Here is an 18,671-nt window from a genome sequence, read left to right on the forward strand (position 1 = left end):
AGAAGAAAGATATACTTTCTTCTTCTTGTGAATTAATTAATTTAAGTAGCCGAGCCATTTATTTTGAATAGTAATCATTCTATCTACTAACTCATCAAGATTAGAAGCTTTATTTACAACAGGATTAGCTAATAATGCTTGAATAACATATTTTTTGCTTTTGTTTATTATTGCTTCAGCAGTTAAATCATAAACACCAGAATATGATCTAAGTAATGCTAAATAACCTTTTGGAATATTATCAAATTTAATTCCATTAACTCCATCTTTATTAATAATAGCTGGAACTTCGATAACAACCCATGAAGGTAAATCTTCAATTAATCCATTATTTGGAATATTTACAGCAGCCTCTTCATATCCAGAATTAGATTCAATTCCATCTATAATTGGAATAACTCTTTCTGTAGTTTCCATTTTTATTTCTGAGAAAACACGTTTTGATAGAATAGTTCTGTAATAATCATAGAAATCTAAAATTCCTCTATGATCAACAATATCCCAAGCCCAACCTAAATATTCACCAAAATGACTATCTACAGTTATTGGAAGAAGATTATAATTCTTTAACATTAATCTAGCTATATGACGATCTGCCCAAGTATAATTACTTTCTTTTTTACTAATTTCTTTTGAAAATTTTTCTTCAGATTGTAATTTCCCTGTAGCTAAATATTCATCATAAATATCACTATAGCCAGGTTCTTTTTCAAAGAATGCATTTGCTTTTTCTAAAACTTCTGGATATAAATCTTTTCCAGTCTTTTTATCTTTTAATTCTATCATACAACTAAAGTGATTTAATCCAGCTGCTCTAAAATGTAAATCATTAATATTCTTATCAAGCATAGGAGGAAGCCATTTATTTAACCAGCCAATTTCATGGCACATACCAATAAATTTAGCTTCTGGATAAACTCTATGTACAGCAGTACAAATTGCAGTCATTGGATTTGAAAAATTAAACACATAAGCATTTGGACAGATTTCCATTACATCTTTCATAATTTCAAGTATTACTGGAATAATTCTTAATGAATGAAATACCCCACCAGGACCGCCATTTTCTCCATATACTTGATTAATTCCATATTGTAGAGGGACTTTCCAATCTTGATCCCATAATTCAAATCTATTACCAACTTCAATTGAAGATATAACATAATCAGCATCCTTTAACGCTAATCTTCTATCAGTTGTTGCTGTGACTTTATTTGTTAGAGAATGTTCTTTAATAAAGTTTTGAGTATTTTCTAAAACAGAATCTAAGGCTTTTTGGTTAATATCTAATAAAGTAACCTCACAACCCTTTAAAACGGAACTGTTAAAAATATCCCCGAGCATACCATAACCGAACTGGACGGAACCAGCACCTATTAAAACAATTTTCATATAATTGTCTCCTTTAAATTATTTAATTGACCCTTCTACCATTCCTTTAATAATATATCGTTGAGCAAATAAATAAAGAACGATAATTGGCAGCATGGCAATAAGAGTGGATGTCAAGATTAAATCCCATTGCTTCAAATAAGCCCCAGCAAATGCTGTTACTGCAATAGGAATAGTTTGAACTATACCATTAGATCCTAAAATTAAAACTGGAAGCAAATAGTCATTCCAAATCCAAATTCCATTTAGAATCAATACTGTAATAATAATGGGTTGAAGTAAAGGGAATATAATTATAAAGAATATTCTACCCCTAGGACATCCATCAATCGTTGCAGCTTCTTCAAGTTCATATGGAATACTTTTAATAAACCCATGAAATATAAAGATTGATAATGGAGCTCCAAACCCCAAATATGCAAAAACGATACCTGGAACAGAACCTAATAACCTAAAGTTTAAAAATGTTCCAAGAATTCTTAACCAACGGACTAAAGGATACATTAGAACCTGGAATGGAATTACCATAGCTGATACAAAAATCATAAAGATAATTGTTGCCCAAGCAGTTTTATTTCTCACTAAAACCCAAGCAGCCATAGATGAAAAAATTGCTAAAACTAATATTGAGAAAAATGTAATGACTGTACTATCAACAAAAGCTCCTAAGTAATCTACCGTTGAATTATTAAATATTAATGAAATATTTACAAATAATTGTTTCCATGAGGAAGGCCTTGCTATTGCATTAAATATAATTTCTTTCGAGGTTTTTGCAGAATTTATTACTACTAAAACAAAAGGAATTATAAATAAAATAAATAAAAAGATTGTAAATATTTCTAGAAATACTAAACCATATTTATGTAATATATATTTGTTTTTATTTGTAATTGGTTTGCTCACATTTCCACCTCTTTTCTCTTATTTATTGAAACTTGTAGTAAAGAAACAATAAGAAGAACTATAAAAAGAATTACAGCCTTAGCCTGTGCTTCTGCCATTTGATTTGCTGCTGCAGTATTAAAAATATTCATAGCAAGCAATTCACTAGCTTTAACTGGAGCTCCTAAAAATCTTGTTGCTGGACCACCATTTGTTAAAGTTAAGTTCATATCAAATTGTTTAAAAGAAGTAGTCAATGTTAAGAACAACGAAATTGTAAATGCATTCGCCATCATAGGAATAAGAATTTTAAATACTCTTGTTGGATATTTTGCTCCATCAACATCAGCAGCTTCCATAAGTGAAGCAGGGATGCTTTGAATAGCAGCTACAAATATTAACATAATATAGCCTGAATATTGCCAGGTATTAACTACAGCCATAGTCCAAATAACAGTATTTGCTTGACTCAAAAAAGATGTTTCAAGAAATTTAATAGACAAGGCTGAACCTAAATCAACTAAAATATTGTTAAAAATAAATTGCCAAATATAACCTAAAACAATTCCTCCAATTAAATAAGGTACGAAAAAACCAGCTCTATAAAAATTTCTTCTTGGGATTTTACTAGTTACTACTAAAGATAGTACAAAACTAACAATATTAACAAAGATTACATTTATAAAAGTAAAAAGAATTGTTATAAGAAAAGAATAAATAAAATTTGGATTGTGAAATAGAAACTTAAAGTTAGCGAACCCAACAAAATTAATATCATTACTAATTCCATTCCAATCTGTCATTGAATAATAAAGACCAAAGAAAAATGGGATAATAATAACCATCACGAAAGCAAATACGGTTGGTGCTAAAAAAAGCACATTGATAAAACGATTTTGTTTCATTAATTACAACTCCTGTTTTCATTTAGAAAGTAACTCCTGTAGAAGATTCTACAAGAGTTACTTAAACGTGTGCTTATTTTAGATTTGCAACAGCGTTATTCATATCACTAATAAATTGATCTACATTGTCTGGATTTTGAGCAAATAAATCGAAGATTGGTCCAAAAATATTTTGACCAGCACCATCAGGAAGCATTCCAAAGAATACACCATAGTTGCCACCCTTAGCATTTGCAGCCATTAAAGCTTGGCTAAGTTGTCCAGAAGGTTCAAGTGTAACAGATTTGAAAGCAGGAATCATTCCAGCTTCATTTACCATATATTCATTACCTTCTTTAGTCATAGCAATTGAAGTTAAGAATTCTTTTGCTGCTTCTTGGTTAGGACTTTGAGAATTTACTACATACCAGCTTGGAGCAAATAAGAATAAACCTGTTTCTTCAGTATCTAAGAATGCATGAGGAGCATAACCAACTTTGAAATCAACACCCAATTGTGCTAAGTTAGGATCTACCCAGTTACCTTGATGTAAGAAAGCTGTTTTACCTTGAGCAAATGATCCAACTTGATCATCATAACTACCATTTAACAAGATTTGTTGATCTGCATATTTAAATAATAATTGAAGATATTTTGTGTATTGCATAAATCTTTCTTGATCTAATTCACCATTAAGAGCTTTGTCAATAATTGATGTATCATCAAAATCAAGACCACCGCCCCAATATACAGCTAAGTTATGTTGAGCAGCTACCCACCACATTCCGCCTGCTACAGAAGCAGCCATTGCTACAGGAGCATCAATTCCTAATTCAGCTTTTTTAGAATCTAAAAGTTTGAAAGCTTTTTCATATGCAGCTCTAGTTGTAAGAGTAGCAGGGTCAATTCCTGCTTTTGCTAAAATATCAGCATTATATGCTAAACCATAACCTTCGATTGAAACAGGGAAACCAACTACTTTACCATTAGCTTTAAATGCTAAATCAGTATCACTAACCCAAGGTTGATCACTTAAATCTGCAATATAATCTTTCCAAATATCATAACCGCCTTGACCTTCAATAACAAAGATATCTGGCATTTGACCTGATTGTAATTTTGCTTTTAAAGCTCCACCGTAATCTCCACCACCCCCAAGTGTTTCGACTTTTACAGTTACGCCATCATGTGCAGCAGAATACTCTGCAGCATAAGCATCAATAGCATCTTTGATTTCAACTTTTAATTGAAACATGTTAACAGTAGTATCTTTTGATTCCTCAGTAGTTCCTGAACCAAAAACGTTGCCAGCAGTCATTAAAGCAAACACTATTGTGCATACAATAACTTTTGAAAATACTTTTTTCATTTTTACCTCTTTTTTGTTTGTATTTTTTGTTGCAAGTAGAAAATATATTAGTAGGTGTTGCGCAACACTAATTTTATTATAACACTAATAAACTAGATGTCAATGAAATAAGTTTTCTAATTTATTTACCTAATATATTGGAAACAAAAATGTACAAAAATATGAAATTACTTGGATTATGTAATTTATAAGACTAATAAGAACATCAATTTACACTTAAAAATAAATTAAATATTATAAATTCTATTAAAGAAAATTTTTCATATAAAAAAAATTCATTTATAAATTAATAATAAGCATTAGCAACGCCATATAATGCCTGGTCATGAATAAACCCCTCATATTCCAATTGCTCAATTAATTCTTTTTGAGAAAAAGAATAACAATCAAGGTATGTCTTAGCTGATAAAATTGCCTGCTCATTCCAATCTGCTCCACAATGATTAGCTCCATAAGTAGCATCAGAAGTTGAGAACCCTTCATATTCTAATTGTTCAACTAAACCTAAATAAGAAAAAGCAGCATATCGTAAATAACTCTTAGCCTTATCAACTACTTGTTCTGATGAATCAATATATACTTGATTTACACCATAAATAGCTTGAGCTTCAGTGAATCCTTCATATTCAAGTTGTTCAATCAAACCTTGCCTAGAAAAAGAAGTAAATTCTAAATATGATTTAGCTGAGAATTCTGCTTGTTCGTTCCAATCTGCCCCACAATTATCCACACCATAAGTTGCCTCAGAAATAGTAAATCCTTCATATTCTAATTGATCTATTAACCCTGTGTAAGAAAACGACATAAAATTTAAATATGCCTTAGCACTTTTGAGAGCATTACTTTGACCGATTGTTTCAGCATAAAGTGATGATAAAAATACCAAATAAATTAATATAAAGATAAAAAATTTTTTTGCTTTTCTATTCATTTCAATCCCCCCAATAATAAAATTTTATTTACATTCTAATATTATTATATTAGCTAACTATCAGTTTGTATATAAATTTTAATTTTAATCATTAGGTCTTTTAGAATTAATAGAACGAAAGTTTATTATAAACAGACTCAAGTCCATAATAAATTTCGCTACTAAAAACAGCAGCGAAAAATTAGTTTATTTATTATAAAATTTTATTTTTTAAATCTCAACAACCTTTATCATGTTGGTTCTTCCAGGAGAACCAACAGGAACACCTGCTGTAATAACAATTTTATCCCCTTCTTGAATGTATCCAATAGTTTGAAGATATCTTGGTGCAATTTCAAAAAGTTCATCTAGAGACGTTAAAGCAGGAATTAATATTGGTGAGACTCCCCAAGAGAGTGCTAAACGTTGAACTGTTTCTTTTATTGGACTGTATGCAATAATTGGAACAGCTGGTCTATATTTAGATATAAGACGAGCAGTACCACCAGAATGAGTAAAACAAGTAATATATGAAGCTTTTATTTCCATAGCAAGTTCACGTGTTGCAACACCTACTGCTTCAGTTGTGCTTTTCTTTCTATTAATTTCAATATCTTCCTGGTTCAATCTTTGATCTAATACAATTCTATGATAAGTAAGGCTTGCTTCAGTATAAGTAATTATTCTCTTCATAATCTTTACAGCTCTAAGTGGATAATCTCCAGCAGCTGTCTCTCCAGATAACATAACTGCACTAGTTCCATCCAATATAGCATTAGCAACATCTCCAGCTTCAGCACGAGTAGGTCTAGGATTAGTAATCATTGATTCAAGCATTTGAGTTGCAGTAATTACTGGAATACCTACAATATTACATTCTCTTATCAATGTTTTTTGGATTACAGGGACTTCCTCAGCAGAGGTTTCTACTCCAAGATCTCCTCTAGCAATCATAACAACACTAGTTTCTGTGATAATATTTGCTATATCAGTTACGGCTTCAGGTTTTTCAATCTTTGATATAATAGGTATTTCACGACCATATTTTTTATACATGAATTTCTTCAATGCTATAACATCTTGAGCACTTCTAACAAAGGATAGAGCAACAAAATCAAGATTATTTTTAAAGGCAAAATCTAGGTCTTTTTCATCCTTCTTTGTATAAGAAGAAAGGTGCTTTAAAGCTGCTTTTGGTAAGTTTACACCTTTTCTAGGTTTAACAGTTCCTCCATCAACAACTTCGGTGGTAATAACTTTTTTATCAATATCAATAACTCTTAAAGCAATAAGGCCATCATCGATTAGAATTCTATCCCCATTGGATATTTCTTCGTGTAGGTATGGATAATCAATACTAATTAATTCTCTATTTCCAACACAAGTGTCTGTGGTGATTTTTAAAGTTTCTCCTTCATTTACTTGAAAGGAGTCAACTTCAAGTTGTCCAATACGAATTTTTGGACCTTGTAAATCCTGAAAAATAGCTACAGGAATATCTAACTCTTCTGAAACTTGGCGTGTCCAATCAACAGTTCTCTGATGTTCTTCATGATCTCCATGACTAAAATTGAGCCTTATAACTCTTGCCCCGCATTTGATGATATCACGTATCATCTCATAACTTCGTGAAGCAGGTCCTATGGTTGCAACAATCTTAGCATTAGTTGTGTTATCTTTCATATATCACCTCTTATATATATGATATGGCATATATTTTTCATAAACAAGAAGTTTTTCTGAGAAAACCTATAAGATATTTATCATAAATATGAAAATTTTTATTTTTCAAATATTAGTATAATGTTTTATTAGACCCATTTTAACTTTCTAAAAATAAATAATTGGATGAAAAATAAAACTATCAATATTGCACAAACTATTATAAAAGCAAAAGGAAAAGTAGAACCAGGTATTCCATTAACATTTATCCCAAGTAATCCAGTTATAAAACTAAGTGGCAAAAATATTACAGAAATTATTGAAAGTCTATAAAGTATCTTATTAGTATTTCTTGCTAATAAAGTTTCTATTTCATCAAGCGCTATCATAGTTCTCTCTCTAGCGACTTCTAACTCTTCAACATATCTAGTTATTTTATCTGCATTGTCAATTAAATTAGCTTTCTCTTTTATAGAAAAGATATTGTTCTTTTGTGAGAGTTGAAATAATACTTCTTTTTGAGGATACAAATATCTCTTTAATTTAATAATCTGTTTTCTGACCTGACTAGATATTTCATCATTGGTAAGTTGTTTTTCAAAAACATTATCTTCAATGTCTTCTACTAAATCATTTATATTTGTAACAGACTCTGAAATTCGATTAGAAATTTTATCTATTAATCTAATTAATAATTCATTAGAACTAGTAGGTGCATTATTATCTAATATTTCATTTTCTAAATCTCTTATAGCTTTAACATTTTTTTTAAAAACAGTTATAACTCTATTTGATTCAATCCAAATTCTAAGAGAAACCATATCATCAGGTTCTTCTTTCGGATTTAAATTAATTGCACGAAGGATTAATAACAATCCATTGTTATGCTCAAAATACCTAACCCTAGTATCATTGGCTAATAAAGAAGATGCAACTATATCATCAACATTAGCCCTTTCTTTTAAAAATGTATTATTAGATATTAAATTCTGGTCTAAATTTATCCAGATAAAACTATCTTTGAAATTATTAATATCATTTATTTCAATCTTATTATAATCATTTTTTTTTGAAATTGAATATGCAAAATTATTTTCCATCATTTTTACCTCACTCCTATACTATGGGATATAAATCTTGAATAGGAAAGAAAAAAAACTTTAATTACAATAATTAGTATCCTTTTTTATTGTTATAGTTATTCAAATCTAGTGTTTATATATTTACTTCCACTTATATACAATTTCGACTATAGTCGAAATAATTAGCTTTTTATATATTATTTCGATTATAATCGAAACAGCCATTGATTTCTGAAAGTTTATCGATGCAACAATTCATAAATTTATAACATTTTTCAAAAATTAAATTATTGTAAAAATATTGATGAGTGTAAACTATTTTTTATTCCAACTATCAACATAAGTTTTAATCTAAAATAGAATTTAAATGACTTATAAAAAGGAATAACACAATGAAAAGAACTATAACTTTACTCATAACATTAATCTTAACAACAACTACAATTTTCGCAGCATCTGCAAATATTAATTTAAAAAATACTATTGAAGAAACTTCAGTTGTTTATAAACTATTCTATAATAATGATATGATTGATAATGAAGAAAAATCTTATGAAATTAATATATTACAACCATTAACTGAAGGTGGAAACACAAACCCATTTTTAATTTATGCTTCAAGTAATATGAATAAAGATTTATCAATAAATGTTAATGTTGTCCCAGATTCTTTTAAAACAACTATTAATAATAAATCTAAAATAATCAATTCTAATATTACCCCTACAGTTTTCTCCCCTTTAGCATATGACACGCTTTCCGCAGGAAAACACGAAAATGAAATAGTTTATGTATTTATATTATCTTGGAATGGGAATAAAGATTTAGTAGCTGGGGATTATGTAAGTAATGTAAATATTGAATATTCAATAAACTAATTTTATTTTAACAGAACTTTGAACATCTTATAGATAATCATTAGATAATTTGTGAAATTTTTCTATATTTTCACAGCCTTTTCAAATATAAAGTATTGCTTAATAAATATTATTACATAGTTAAAATTAATAATTCAAAATATGTTTTATCTTTAGAGCATTATAACTTTAGCCAAAATGGAATAATTCATAAAAATTTAATTGACTTTTTATTGAAAGAAAAATGAAAAAACTAAAAAATAATTTATTTATTGGCTTAAATAATTTTTATTATAAGATGTAGCTATTCCTTCTAATAAAGAATCAATATTAATGGAATATTGACTTATATTCATTCCAACAGCAATACAATCAATTGCAAAACCTGCAATACAAGCATATCCTGCCCAATCAGGAAAAGTTATATTTTCTGGATCAGAATCATTAGAAGTTATATAAGGCATAAAAAGTAATGGAAACCCGATTCCAATCATGATTAAACTTTTTTTATTAATATTATTAAATTGTTTTACTTCTTTTAATAAAGTTTCCATTAATATTTCAGTATTTCTATCTAAATAGGTTTTATCAAGTGCATCATAAAATTCTTTTACCTGTTTTGTTCTTGTATATCCTACATTAAATTCCATATTATAAACTTTCCCTTTATAGACATAACGTTGAGGAATATATTTCCCTTTAGTTGGCCTTGGATAATATTGAATTAAATTATATGAAGAAGTTGATTTTTGTTGAATTTCTTTATCTACATCTACTTGTTTTTTAAAAGAAGCTATTGAAGAAATATCATATAAAGATGAAGTACCATCTTGTTTTTGAAACTTTATTGTCCCATCCTCTTCATATGACAATATATCACCAACTAATACAGATCCATCTTTTAAAATTATTAAATCTGAACTGAATACAGCACTAGAAATAAATAATAAAAATAAAATTAATGTAATTACTCGTTTTCCTATCATAAAATAATTATAACACATATAATAATTGTTAGAAAAGTAATTTTTATTAAAAGACTTTTAACAAAATAAAAATAGAAATAATAAAAACAATCTTTCTCACCTTATAAAATCGTCATAACATATAAAAAAACGGTTAAAAAATCTCTAATAAAAATATTAACTCTAAAAATAAAGTATCTATTATTATAATTATTTATTTATTAACCAATTTTGAGATTCTTCTTTTATATTTACTAAATTTGAATAAAGTCCCTTTTCTTTCATTAATTTTTTATGAGGGCCTTGTTGTACAATTTTACCATCATCTATAACTATAATATTATCTGCATTTTTAATTGTATTAAGCTTATGAGCAATCATTACAATTGTTTTATTTTGAGTTAATTCATCTATAGCAGATTGTAACAACAACTCATTCTCAGAATCAATATTGGAGGTTGCTTCATCTAATATAACAATTGGAGCATCTTTCAAAATTGCTCGGGCAATAGATATTCTCTGTTTTTCCCCTCCTGATAAAGTTGATCCCCCTTCTCCTATAAAAGTAGAATAACTATTGGGAAGTTTATTTATAAATTGATCACAACAGGCTTTTTTTGCAGCTTCAACTACTTCAACATGAGAGGCCGTTGGCTTTGCAAATTTTATATTGTTTTCTATTGTATCAGCAAATAAGAATACATCTTGAAAAACAATACTCATTTGATTCATTAAAGACTTTAAAGTATAAGATTTTATATCACATTCCCCAATTTTAATTATCCCTTTATCTACATCCCAAAACCTAGCTATTAAATTACACAAAGTTGTCTTTCCAGATCCACTAAGGCCTACAATTGCAGTTGTTGTTTTGTCATAAAAATTTACTGAGATATCTTTTAATATTGATTTTTTATTATATGAAAAAAATACATTTTCAAACGAAATATCATGCTTTATTGGTGCTAAATCTTCCCCATCTTCACCTAACTCATCAATAACATCAAGTTCATTAGCTCTATCGATTGAGCTACTTACTAGTCTCAACAAAGCCATCTTGCTACCAACTGATTCTATTTGTGAAAATACAATAAAAGACAAAATAATTGACATAATTGATAAAGATAAATTAAAACTTCCATTTAAATAAAATTTGATGGATATAATCATAATTAAAACACTAAAAATATTTATTATAATCTTTTGAACAATATTATATGGAGTAAAAAGCTTTTCCATATCTAAACAACTTTTTCGATTTATTTCAATTTCATTTATAATTTTCTTATCACCAACTCTAGTGATATTAAATGATTTTATGACACTCATCCCATTAACATGTTCTAAAAAAGCTTCAACTAGTCTAGTATCCGAGTCATGTCTCTTATCTGCTAAACTCACTGATTTTTTTTCCATTGATGCTGCAACAAATAAATATAGGACAAACCCTATTAAAATAATAATGGCAATCCTATAATCTAAGATGAATACACTTAGTACTAGAACAACTGAATTTATAAATCCTGATAATATAGTTACTAAAACCATTGGTGCAGAATTTTCTACATTATCCAAAACAGTAGTAGCTACAGCTGTAATTTGAGACAAGCTTTTATCATTAAAATAACCTAATGGGATGCGCTTTAATTTATCACCAATAAATATACGCTTGTTTGCTGTCATAAAATATCCCGCATGAGTTTGATTTAGTTGGGCAAAATAATTCATAATTGTTCTACCTAAAATACTACTAATCAATAATAATGATATTAAAATAACCTTTGAATAATTAAAGTCTAAGTTTATTATTATATTAATAACAAGATATATAGAAATAATTTGAAACATATAAAAAATTGAAAATATAAATTCAAATATTATAGATTTTTTAATTTGTTTTTGTTCTGATTTTGCAAAAACCCAAATTTTCATCAAAGCTTCTATCATCTTATTTATCCTTTTCTCTCTATATGTGATTCCCACATTTTTCTATATAATTTATTAGTCTTTAATAAATCGTTATGTGTTCCACGTCCAACTAAAGTTCCATTATTAATTACAAAAATTTGATTAGCTTTAACTATAGTAGAAAGTCTATGAGCGATTATTAAAACAGATTTTTTCTTAATTAAATTACCTATCGCTTTTTGAATTATTGCTTCATTTTCTGAATCAATATACGCTGTAGCTTCATCCAAAATGATAATAGGGGCATTTTTTATCATTGCCCTAGCTATAGAGATACGTTGTCTCTCACCACCTGAAAGGTGTGATCCAAAACTACCAACCATAGTATCATAACCATTCTCCAAATTTTTTATAAAAAAATCACATCCAGAATCTATTGCCGCTTGCTCAACCTGTGCATCAGTTGCTAAGAGATTCCCCATTCTTATATTTTCTTTTATTGTTGTATTGAATAAAAAATTGTCTTGAGAAACATATGCAAATAAATCATATATTTGGGTTAAAGGAATATCTTTTATATTTATACCGCCAATAGTAATGGCACCTTTCTCAACATCCCAAAAGCCTCCAATCAATTTAGCAATAGTAGACTTTCCTCCTCCGCTTGGACCTACAAAAGCTGTGGTTGTCCCATATGGAATATCTAAACTAATATCATGTAAAATTTCTAAATTTTTTAAATATCCAAAAGTAATATTTTTTATTGAAATATCTAAATTAGGTAACAATATTTCTTCTTTCTTATGTAATTGTTCTGGAGAATTTAAAATTAAATCTATCTCATCAATAATTGTTTTAACTCGTGAAAAAGTATCAATAAAATTTAAAGCCTCTAATAAAGGCCCTGCAATACCTAAAGATAAAATTATAGACATGATAAATGTATAAATAGATAAACTTCCACTATTATAAAATATTAGACCAATTGGAAGCACAAAAAGCATAGTTGTTGGTGCGAAATTTTTTGATAGGGACATAGGTAATTGACAACTCTTCATCCAATCATAATAGTATTGAGCAGTATCTAAAATCCTATGTTTATATTGTGTATAAGATTTTTCATTCTGATTAAAAGCTTTTATAACTTCAATACCATTTATATATTCAACTATACTAGAATTCATTAATTGCGTTTTCTCTACTGATTTGTAATATTTTTTAGAATAATCTTTCATTACAAATTTTAAAAAAAACAAACCAATTGGAATTGATAATACAGATATTATTGCCATCTTCCAATCTAAAATTATTAAATAAATTATTATTAAAATTGGTCCTAATATATTCGAAATCATTTCAGGTAACATATGAGCTATAGGAGGTTCAATACTTTCTACTTGATCAATCACTATTTGCTTAAATTTTCCACTTGGAATATTTTGAATACTTCCTAAAGACATTTTTGGCAATTTTTCTATTACTTGTAATCTAATATTTTGTATTATTTTAAATGCTGATTTATGTGATAAAGAAAGAGATAATGAATACAAAATAGTTTTAAGGATATATCCCAAAAAAGCTATTAAACACCAGTTCATATAAAAGTTAATATTATGATTATCTAATAACAAATTTATAATAATTTGTGCAACACAATAATAAGGTAAAATTCCAAAAATAACGGCTATAACTGCAATAAATATAGATAAGATTAATCTAGTGTGTTCATTTTTTGCAAACTGCCATAATCTCTTAAGATAATTTTTACTCATCAATATCTCCTAATTCAATTTGTTTCTAGATGGAATTCTTTTTATAGGAGATACTGAGACAACACCACTATGACAATATATTTCTGCTTCAACACCATAAACAAGTGCCAAATTTTCTTCAGTTAATATCTCATTAGCACTTCCTTGAGAATGAATCATACCATCCTTCATTAAAACTAAATTATCAGCATATCTAGATGCCATATTTAAATCATGTATTACCATAATTACTGAAATATCATGCGTTTTTACTAAATTCTTTAAAAGTTCCATCACCTCTAATTGATGTGAAATATCTAAAGCTGAGGTAGGCTCATCTAAGAGCAAAAGTTTAGGCTCTTGAGCTAAAGCCCTTGCAATAATTACTCTTTGCTGTTGCCCCCCAGATAATTCATTAAAGGAGCGCATTGCTAAATCTTCTAATTCTAAATGCCTAATAACATTTGCAGTAACCTCAATATCTTTATCACTACTATGCCAAGAATAATAAGGCTTTCGCCCCATTAAAACTGTGTCAAAAACAGTATCAGCAAATAACTGTTCATTATTCTGAGAAACATATCCAATTAGTTTTGCTTTTTCTACTCTATTTAAATTTGTTATACTTTTATTATCTAAGAAAATACAATCATTTTGTGTAGGCAATAACCCTTCAATACATTTTACTAATGTACTTTTCCCACTTCCATTAGGACCCAATACACATAAAAATTCTTTATGATTTGAATTAAAATCAACATTTTTCAATACATCTTTTCCTGGATATGAAAATGATAAATTTTTCACTGTTAATCTCATACAGACCCCGCCTTCCCTTTAAGTATTAAATAAACAAATAAAGGAACTCCTAAGAAAGCTGTTACAGACCCTACCGGAAGAATTACAGGAGATATAATAGTTCTTGCAACAGTATCAGCTAAAACCAATAAAACAGCCCCAACTAATCCAGAAGCTGGAACAAGAATTCTATTATCATTCCCAACTATCATTCTAACGATATGAGGAGCAACAAGGCCAATAAAACCTATAGTTCCTGTAAAACTTACAATCCCAGCTACCATAATTGAACTAACAAACATAGTAAAAATTCTTGTACCTTGGACATTTATTCCTAAGCTTTTTGCACTCGCATCACCAGTATTCATAACATTTAAATCACCGGATTTATAAATTAATAAAATTTCACCAACAAATACTAAAGGGGTTGCTATTTTTATTTTTGACCAATCAGCTTTCCCTAAATCACCTACAGTCCAAAAAACAGCAGACTTAACTGCTTCAGAATTTCCAAAATATTGTATTATAGTTGTCATCGCTTGAAAGAAAAACATTAATGCCAAACCGGTTAAAACCATTGTACCAGGCGTTGAATTTTTCATAGAAGAGATTAATAGAATAAGTCCCGCAGAGATTATAGAGAATATAAAAGCATTTCCAATAATTAAATATTCACCAGCAAAAAAACCTACTCCAAAAACAATTGCAAGAGATGCCCCAAATCCAGCTGCTGAAGAAATACCCAACATATATGGATCAGCTAATGGGTTCTTCAAGACAACTTGCATTACAGCACCTGTTGAACCTAATGTAATGCCTGTTAACACACCCATAATTATCCTAGGCAATCTTATTTTCCAAATAATTACTTCAACATGATTTGCCGAAATATCACTATTCACAAATGGGAATATTTTATTAAATACTGTTTTATATACATCAAAAAATCTAATATCTGCTGAACCAAAATCAATTGACAATCCAACTAATAATATTACTAAAGGAATTAAGATAACTATAAAAAGTCTTTTTTTAGTCTTATTTTTATTATATAAGTCAATTATATGCTTATTTTTATCTATTATTTCATCTATTTCTTTCATTTTTTCCATTCATTTATTCATAAATAAAATGTTAGAATAGTTGTTTTACAGACTATTCTAACAAATAAAATCTGTATTGCTACTTTAACTCTTCAAAAAAGACACCCTGCTTATTTAGATCATAATCTAAGCCTTGAAATCTTGTTATATATTCTTGTTGCATTTTTATTGGATCAATATCTTCAAACAATTCTGGATGGAAATATTTTGCTAAATATGAAATTCCAATGAACCAAGAATCCTCAAAAATATCACCATAAATCATAGAAACATTTTTAGTTTTTACAGCACTAGTTTCAGAAAGGGCTGATTGATGAATAATATTATTTAATGTTTTTTCAGCCATTAATTTATCATTTACACTATAGCCCATAGTTGGATTATCATCTGTTATATAATATTCTCTAACTATTGAATTTGGATTTTGCTCAATTAACCATTCTGGATCAACAGTAATCCAATCTCCTGCCAAATCTCCAGAAATACTCTTACCGCCAGCTCTAGAAATCATGTTCGTTCTTTCATTATCTTTACCAAAAGTTCCATATGGTGGTGGTGAAGACATACCATATTCTCCGCCATAAAACATAAATACTTTTTTATAATCTTCTTGTGATAAGTTTGAGACTTTTTCATCTATCTCATTAAGATATTTATTTATCCAAGTAATATATTCTTCAGCTTCTTTTTCTTTCCCTAAAATAGTGGCAAACATCTCAATATCATCTAATGTATCAAAAGGGATTTGTACCACTGGATATTCATTTTTTATAGTATCACTTAACTTTCCATAAAAAGTATTTTTTATGAATATAACATCTGGATCTAATTCTACAATTTTCTCAGCATCAACACCTTCTTGGGAATCACTTACTAAAGGTAATTTACTGAAATTTGGATAAAATGAAGGATTAGTATATGTATACCAAGTTGAAGAAACAATTTTTTCATCAGCATCAATAGCTCTTAAACAAGAATACAATTCTCCCATTCCTAAAGATATTATCTTATTTACGGGCTTTTTAATTGTAACTTTATTTCCTCCATCATCAATTATTGTTATAGCTTCATCAGTATTTGAAACTAACCAATCAGGATTATCTCCATTACTATTTTGTGAATCTACTACAGGTTCAAGAGGATCCTTAGGCACTTCTTTTGTGCCATTTGCATAGATAAGACTACTTCCACAAATAAAGAGAAGTAGGAAAATTAATATATTTTTTCTTTTCATAAATATAACTCTCCTATATTGATAATTTTTTTTTAACTTTTTAAAATAAATCTGTTAGACTTGGCTAATAATTTAGAAAAGGAGAATAATTTATACAATACAAAATAAAAAAATATGACTAAATACCGTATAAAAACGTCCAATTACCGTATTTTAAAAAATATTTTTTTTTATTTTATATATAAAATGTTAATCATGATTAATAATACTTATAATAACTTTTTAAATGAAATTAATTTCATTCCAATAAATGGATACAATCCTTTTGGTCCTAATGGGAAATGTTATGAATTACCAAAAAAATTAGGGAAAGGAATATTTTGGATTTACAATCCTAATGATATGTTTGATATAAAAATACATGATTTTTATTATTATGAAAATCAAATATTTAATAATGATTTACCAGAAGGACTTTCAGTTACTTATTATGAATCAATATCGGGAGAAGAATTATTCCCTTATAAAAAATTTTCCTCAAATGTTGTTAGAACTCACATAGGAGGAAAGAGTTCATTTAAAGCACTAATTCATAAAAATATTCCAATTCGATGTGTTGGTATAGAAATAAAACCTTCATATTATAACGACTATTTAAAAAAAAATTATCCCGGAGAATTTGACAATCTTGAAGAAATATTTAAATCATTTGAAGATACTTCAAATTTTCCAACCATGATAAATTTATTAAATCAATTAAAAAATTATAAAGGAAAAGGATCTAGTGCTAAATTATTCTACGAATCAAAAATCATTGAAGCGATATCTTTAATGGTTGAATATCATAAAAATCACAATAAAACTAAAATTACATTATCAAATATTGATAAAGAAATAATATTTAATTTAAATATGTATATAAAAGATCATTATACCTATAATTTAAATCAAAGTTTATTAACACAAATAGCAGGTATGTGTAGCACAAAATTAAAAAGAACTTTCAAAGCTATTAATGGTTGCACAATAACAGAATATATTCAAAATTGCAGAATAAGTAGAGCTGAACATTTATTACAATCTACAGATTTAACAATAAATCAAATTTCAAGTGCAGTAGGATATAAAAATGCAAGTTATTTTTCAGAATTATTTAAAAGAGAAACTGGGATAACTCCTATGGAATATAAAAAAAATAATTTTAAATAAAAATTTTGATTTGATGATAGATTAAAGTCCTTATGATTTTCAAAAATATAGTTTATTATATTTATTACTTAAAAGAACAAGAACTCAAATAAATAATAAAAAACAATTCATTGCATTAATAATCAGTTCCTATTATATTTTGATGTATATCTTTGTAGGAGTAATAAATGAAACATTCAGGCTCATGTCTTTGTAAACATATTAAATTTGAAATTGAGGGAGAATTTGAAGATTTCTATCTTTGTCATTGCTCTCGTTGTAGAAAAGATACTGGCTCAGCTCATGCTTCTAATTTATTTTCTTCTTCAGCAAAAATCAAATGGATTTCTGGAGAAGAGGATGTAAAAACCTATAGAGTTGAAGGAACAAATCATTCAAAGAGCTTTTGTCCTCACTGTGGATCAGCTCTTCCTACATTACAAATGAATGGAGATTTATTAGTAGTTCCAGCGGGATCATTAGATACAGATCCACATATTACTCCAAAAGGTCATATCTTCATGGATAGTAGAGCACCATGGGATAACCACTTAGAGAAGGTTACTAAATATCCAAATCAACCTACCCCTTCAAAAAAAGAGTAATCATTTATTAATTAAATTTTAAAATGTAATTTAAGCTCATTATCTATTTGTTTCAATTGTTAGTATTGACTAATTTTTAATATTTATTACTATTGTTTATGTAAGCTAAAGAAAAAAATCCTTAACTTAACAAGGAGT

Annotated in this window: 16 protein-coding genes; 3 read left to right on the top strand and 13 right to left on the bottom strand. The window is 27.9% G+C overall.

Annotated elements, in window-relative coordinates; translation table 11 throughout:
• Window positions 1–36 precede the first annotated feature (36 nt).
• The 7 genes from ACZ5RS_RS13850 to ACZ5RS_RS13880 form a co-directional block, all read right to left on the bottom strand.
• Window positions 37–1,392: a family 4 glycosyl hydrolase gene (locus ACZ5RS_RS13850; RefSeq protein WP_464636426.1), complete on the bottom strand. Its 1,356-nt coding sequence runs from the start codon at window positions 1,390–1,392 to the stop codon at window positions 37–39.
• Window positions 1,393–1,410: 18 nt separating this feature from the next.
• Complete coding sequence (locus ACZ5RS_RS13855) at window positions 1,411–2,298, bottom strand: carbohydrate ABC transporter permease (protein ID WP_464636428.1); 888 nt, start codon at window positions 2,296–2,298, stop codon at window positions 1,411–1,413.
• Window positions 2,295–3,182, bottom strand: coding sequence for a carbohydrate ABC transporter permease (locus tag ACZ5RS_RS13860; protein WP_464636430.1), 888 nt, complete (start codon window positions 3,180–3,182; stop codon window positions 2,295–2,297). Before ACZ5RS_RS13860 ends, ACZ5RS_RS13855 begins: the two co-directional genes overlap by 4 nt.
• Window positions 3,183–3,255: 73 nt before the next feature.
• Window positions 3,256–4,530, bottom strand: coding sequence for an ABC transporter substrate-binding protein (locus ACZ5RS_RS13865; RefSeq protein ID WP_464636431.1), 1,275 nt, complete (start codon window positions 4,528–4,530; stop codon window positions 3,256–3,258).
• Window positions 4,531–4,816: 286 nt separating this feature from the next.
• The gene (locus ACZ5RS_RS13870) at window positions 4,817–5,461 is read right to left on the bottom strand and encodes an Ltp family lipoprotein (RefSeq protein ID WP_464636433.1); all 645 of its coding nucleotides are present in this window, start codon (window positions 5,459–5,461) and stop codon (window positions 4,817–4,819) included.
• 210 nt (window positions 5,462–5,671) lie between these two features.
• The gene (gene pyk, locus ACZ5RS_RS13875) at window positions 5,672–7,123 is read right to left on the bottom strand and encodes a pyruvate kinase (RefSeq protein ID WP_464636435.1); all 1,452 of its coding nucleotides are present in this window, start codon (window positions 7,121–7,123) and stop codon (window positions 5,672–5,674) included.
• 128 nt (window positions 7,124–7,251) lie between these two features.
• The gene (locus ACZ5RS_RS13880; RefSeq protein ID WP_464636437.1) at window positions 7,252–8,205 is read right to left on the bottom strand and encodes a CorA family divalent cation transporter; all 954 of its coding nucleotides are present in this window, start codon (window positions 8,203–8,205) and stop codon (window positions 7,252–7,254) included.
• Between the two features lie 371 nt (window positions 8,206–8,576).
• Between ACZ5RS_RS13880 and ACZ5RS_RS13885 the strand changes: the two genes are divergently transcribed.
• Window positions 8,577–9,062, top strand: a complete 486-nt coding sequence (locus ACZ5RS_RS13885; protein WP_464636439.1) for a hypothetical protein — start codon at window positions 8,577–8,579, stop codon at window positions 9,060–9,062.
• 248 nt (window positions 9,063–9,310) lie between these two features.
• Here ACZ5RS_RS13885 and ACZ5RS_RS13890 read toward each other — a convergent pair whose 3' ends face one another.
• The 6 genes from ACZ5RS_RS13890 to ACZ5RS_RS13915 all read right to left on the bottom strand — a co-directional run bounded on the left by ACZ5RS_RS13890 (window position 9,311) and on the right by ACZ5RS_RS13915 (window position 16,800).
• Window positions 9,311–10,027, bottom strand: coding sequence for a hypothetical protein (locus tag ACZ5RS_RS13890; protein WP_464636440.1), 717 nt, complete (start codon window positions 10,025–10,027; stop codon window positions 9,311–9,313).
• Between the two features lie 189 nt (window positions 10,028–10,216).
• Window positions 10,217–11,953, bottom strand: a complete 1,737-nt coding sequence (locus ACZ5RS_RS13895) for an ABC transporter ATP-binding protein (RefSeq protein ID WP_464636442.1) — start codon at window positions 11,951–11,953, stop codon at window positions 10,217–10,219.
• 5 nt (window positions 11,954–11,958) lie between these two features.
• On the bottom strand, window positions 11,959–13,686 hold the full coding sequence (locus ACZ5RS_RS13900; RefSeq protein WP_464636444.1) for an ABC transporter ATP-binding protein: 1,728 nt from the start codon (window positions 13,684–13,686) through the stop codon (window positions 11,959–11,961).
• A gap of 9 nt (window positions 13,687–13,695) precedes the next feature.
• Entirely contained in the window at window positions 13,696–14,484 is a 789-nt protein-coding gene (locus ACZ5RS_RS13905) for an ABC transporter ATP-binding protein (RefSeq protein ID WP_464636446.1), read from the bottom strand.
• On the bottom strand, window positions 14,481–15,575 hold the full coding sequence (locus tag ACZ5RS_RS13910; RefSeq protein ID WP_464636447.1) for a FecCD family ABC transporter permease: 1,095 nt from the start codon (window positions 15,573–15,575) through the stop codon (window positions 14,481–14,483). The genes ACZ5RS_RS13905 and ACZ5RS_RS13910 overlap by 4 nt, the downstream gene beginning before the upstream one ends.
• Before the next feature lie 70 nt (window positions 15,576–15,645).
• Window positions 15,646–16,800: an ABC transporter substrate-binding protein gene (locus tag ACZ5RS_RS13915; RefSeq protein WP_464636449.1), complete on the bottom strand. Its 1,155-nt coding sequence runs from the start codon at window positions 16,798–16,800 to the stop codon at window positions 15,646–15,648.
• 186 nt (window positions 16,801–16,986) lie between these two features.
• Between ACZ5RS_RS13915 and ACZ5RS_RS13920 the strand changes: the two genes are divergently transcribed.
• Window positions 16,987–17,949, top strand: a complete 963-nt coding sequence (locus ACZ5RS_RS13920; protein ID WP_464636451.1) for an AraC family transcriptional regulator — start codon at window positions 16,987–16,989, stop codon at window positions 17,947–17,949.
• 167 nt (window positions 17,950–18,116) lie between these two features.
• Complete coding sequence (locus ACZ5RS_RS13925; RefSeq protein ID WP_464636452.1) at window positions 18,117–18,533, top strand: GFA family protein; 417 nt, start codon at window positions 18,117–18,119, stop codon at window positions 18,531–18,533.
• Window positions 18,534–18,671 lie beyond the last annotated feature (138 nt).

The sequence above is a fragment of the Pleomorphochaeta caudata genome (genome assembly GCF_055395745.1).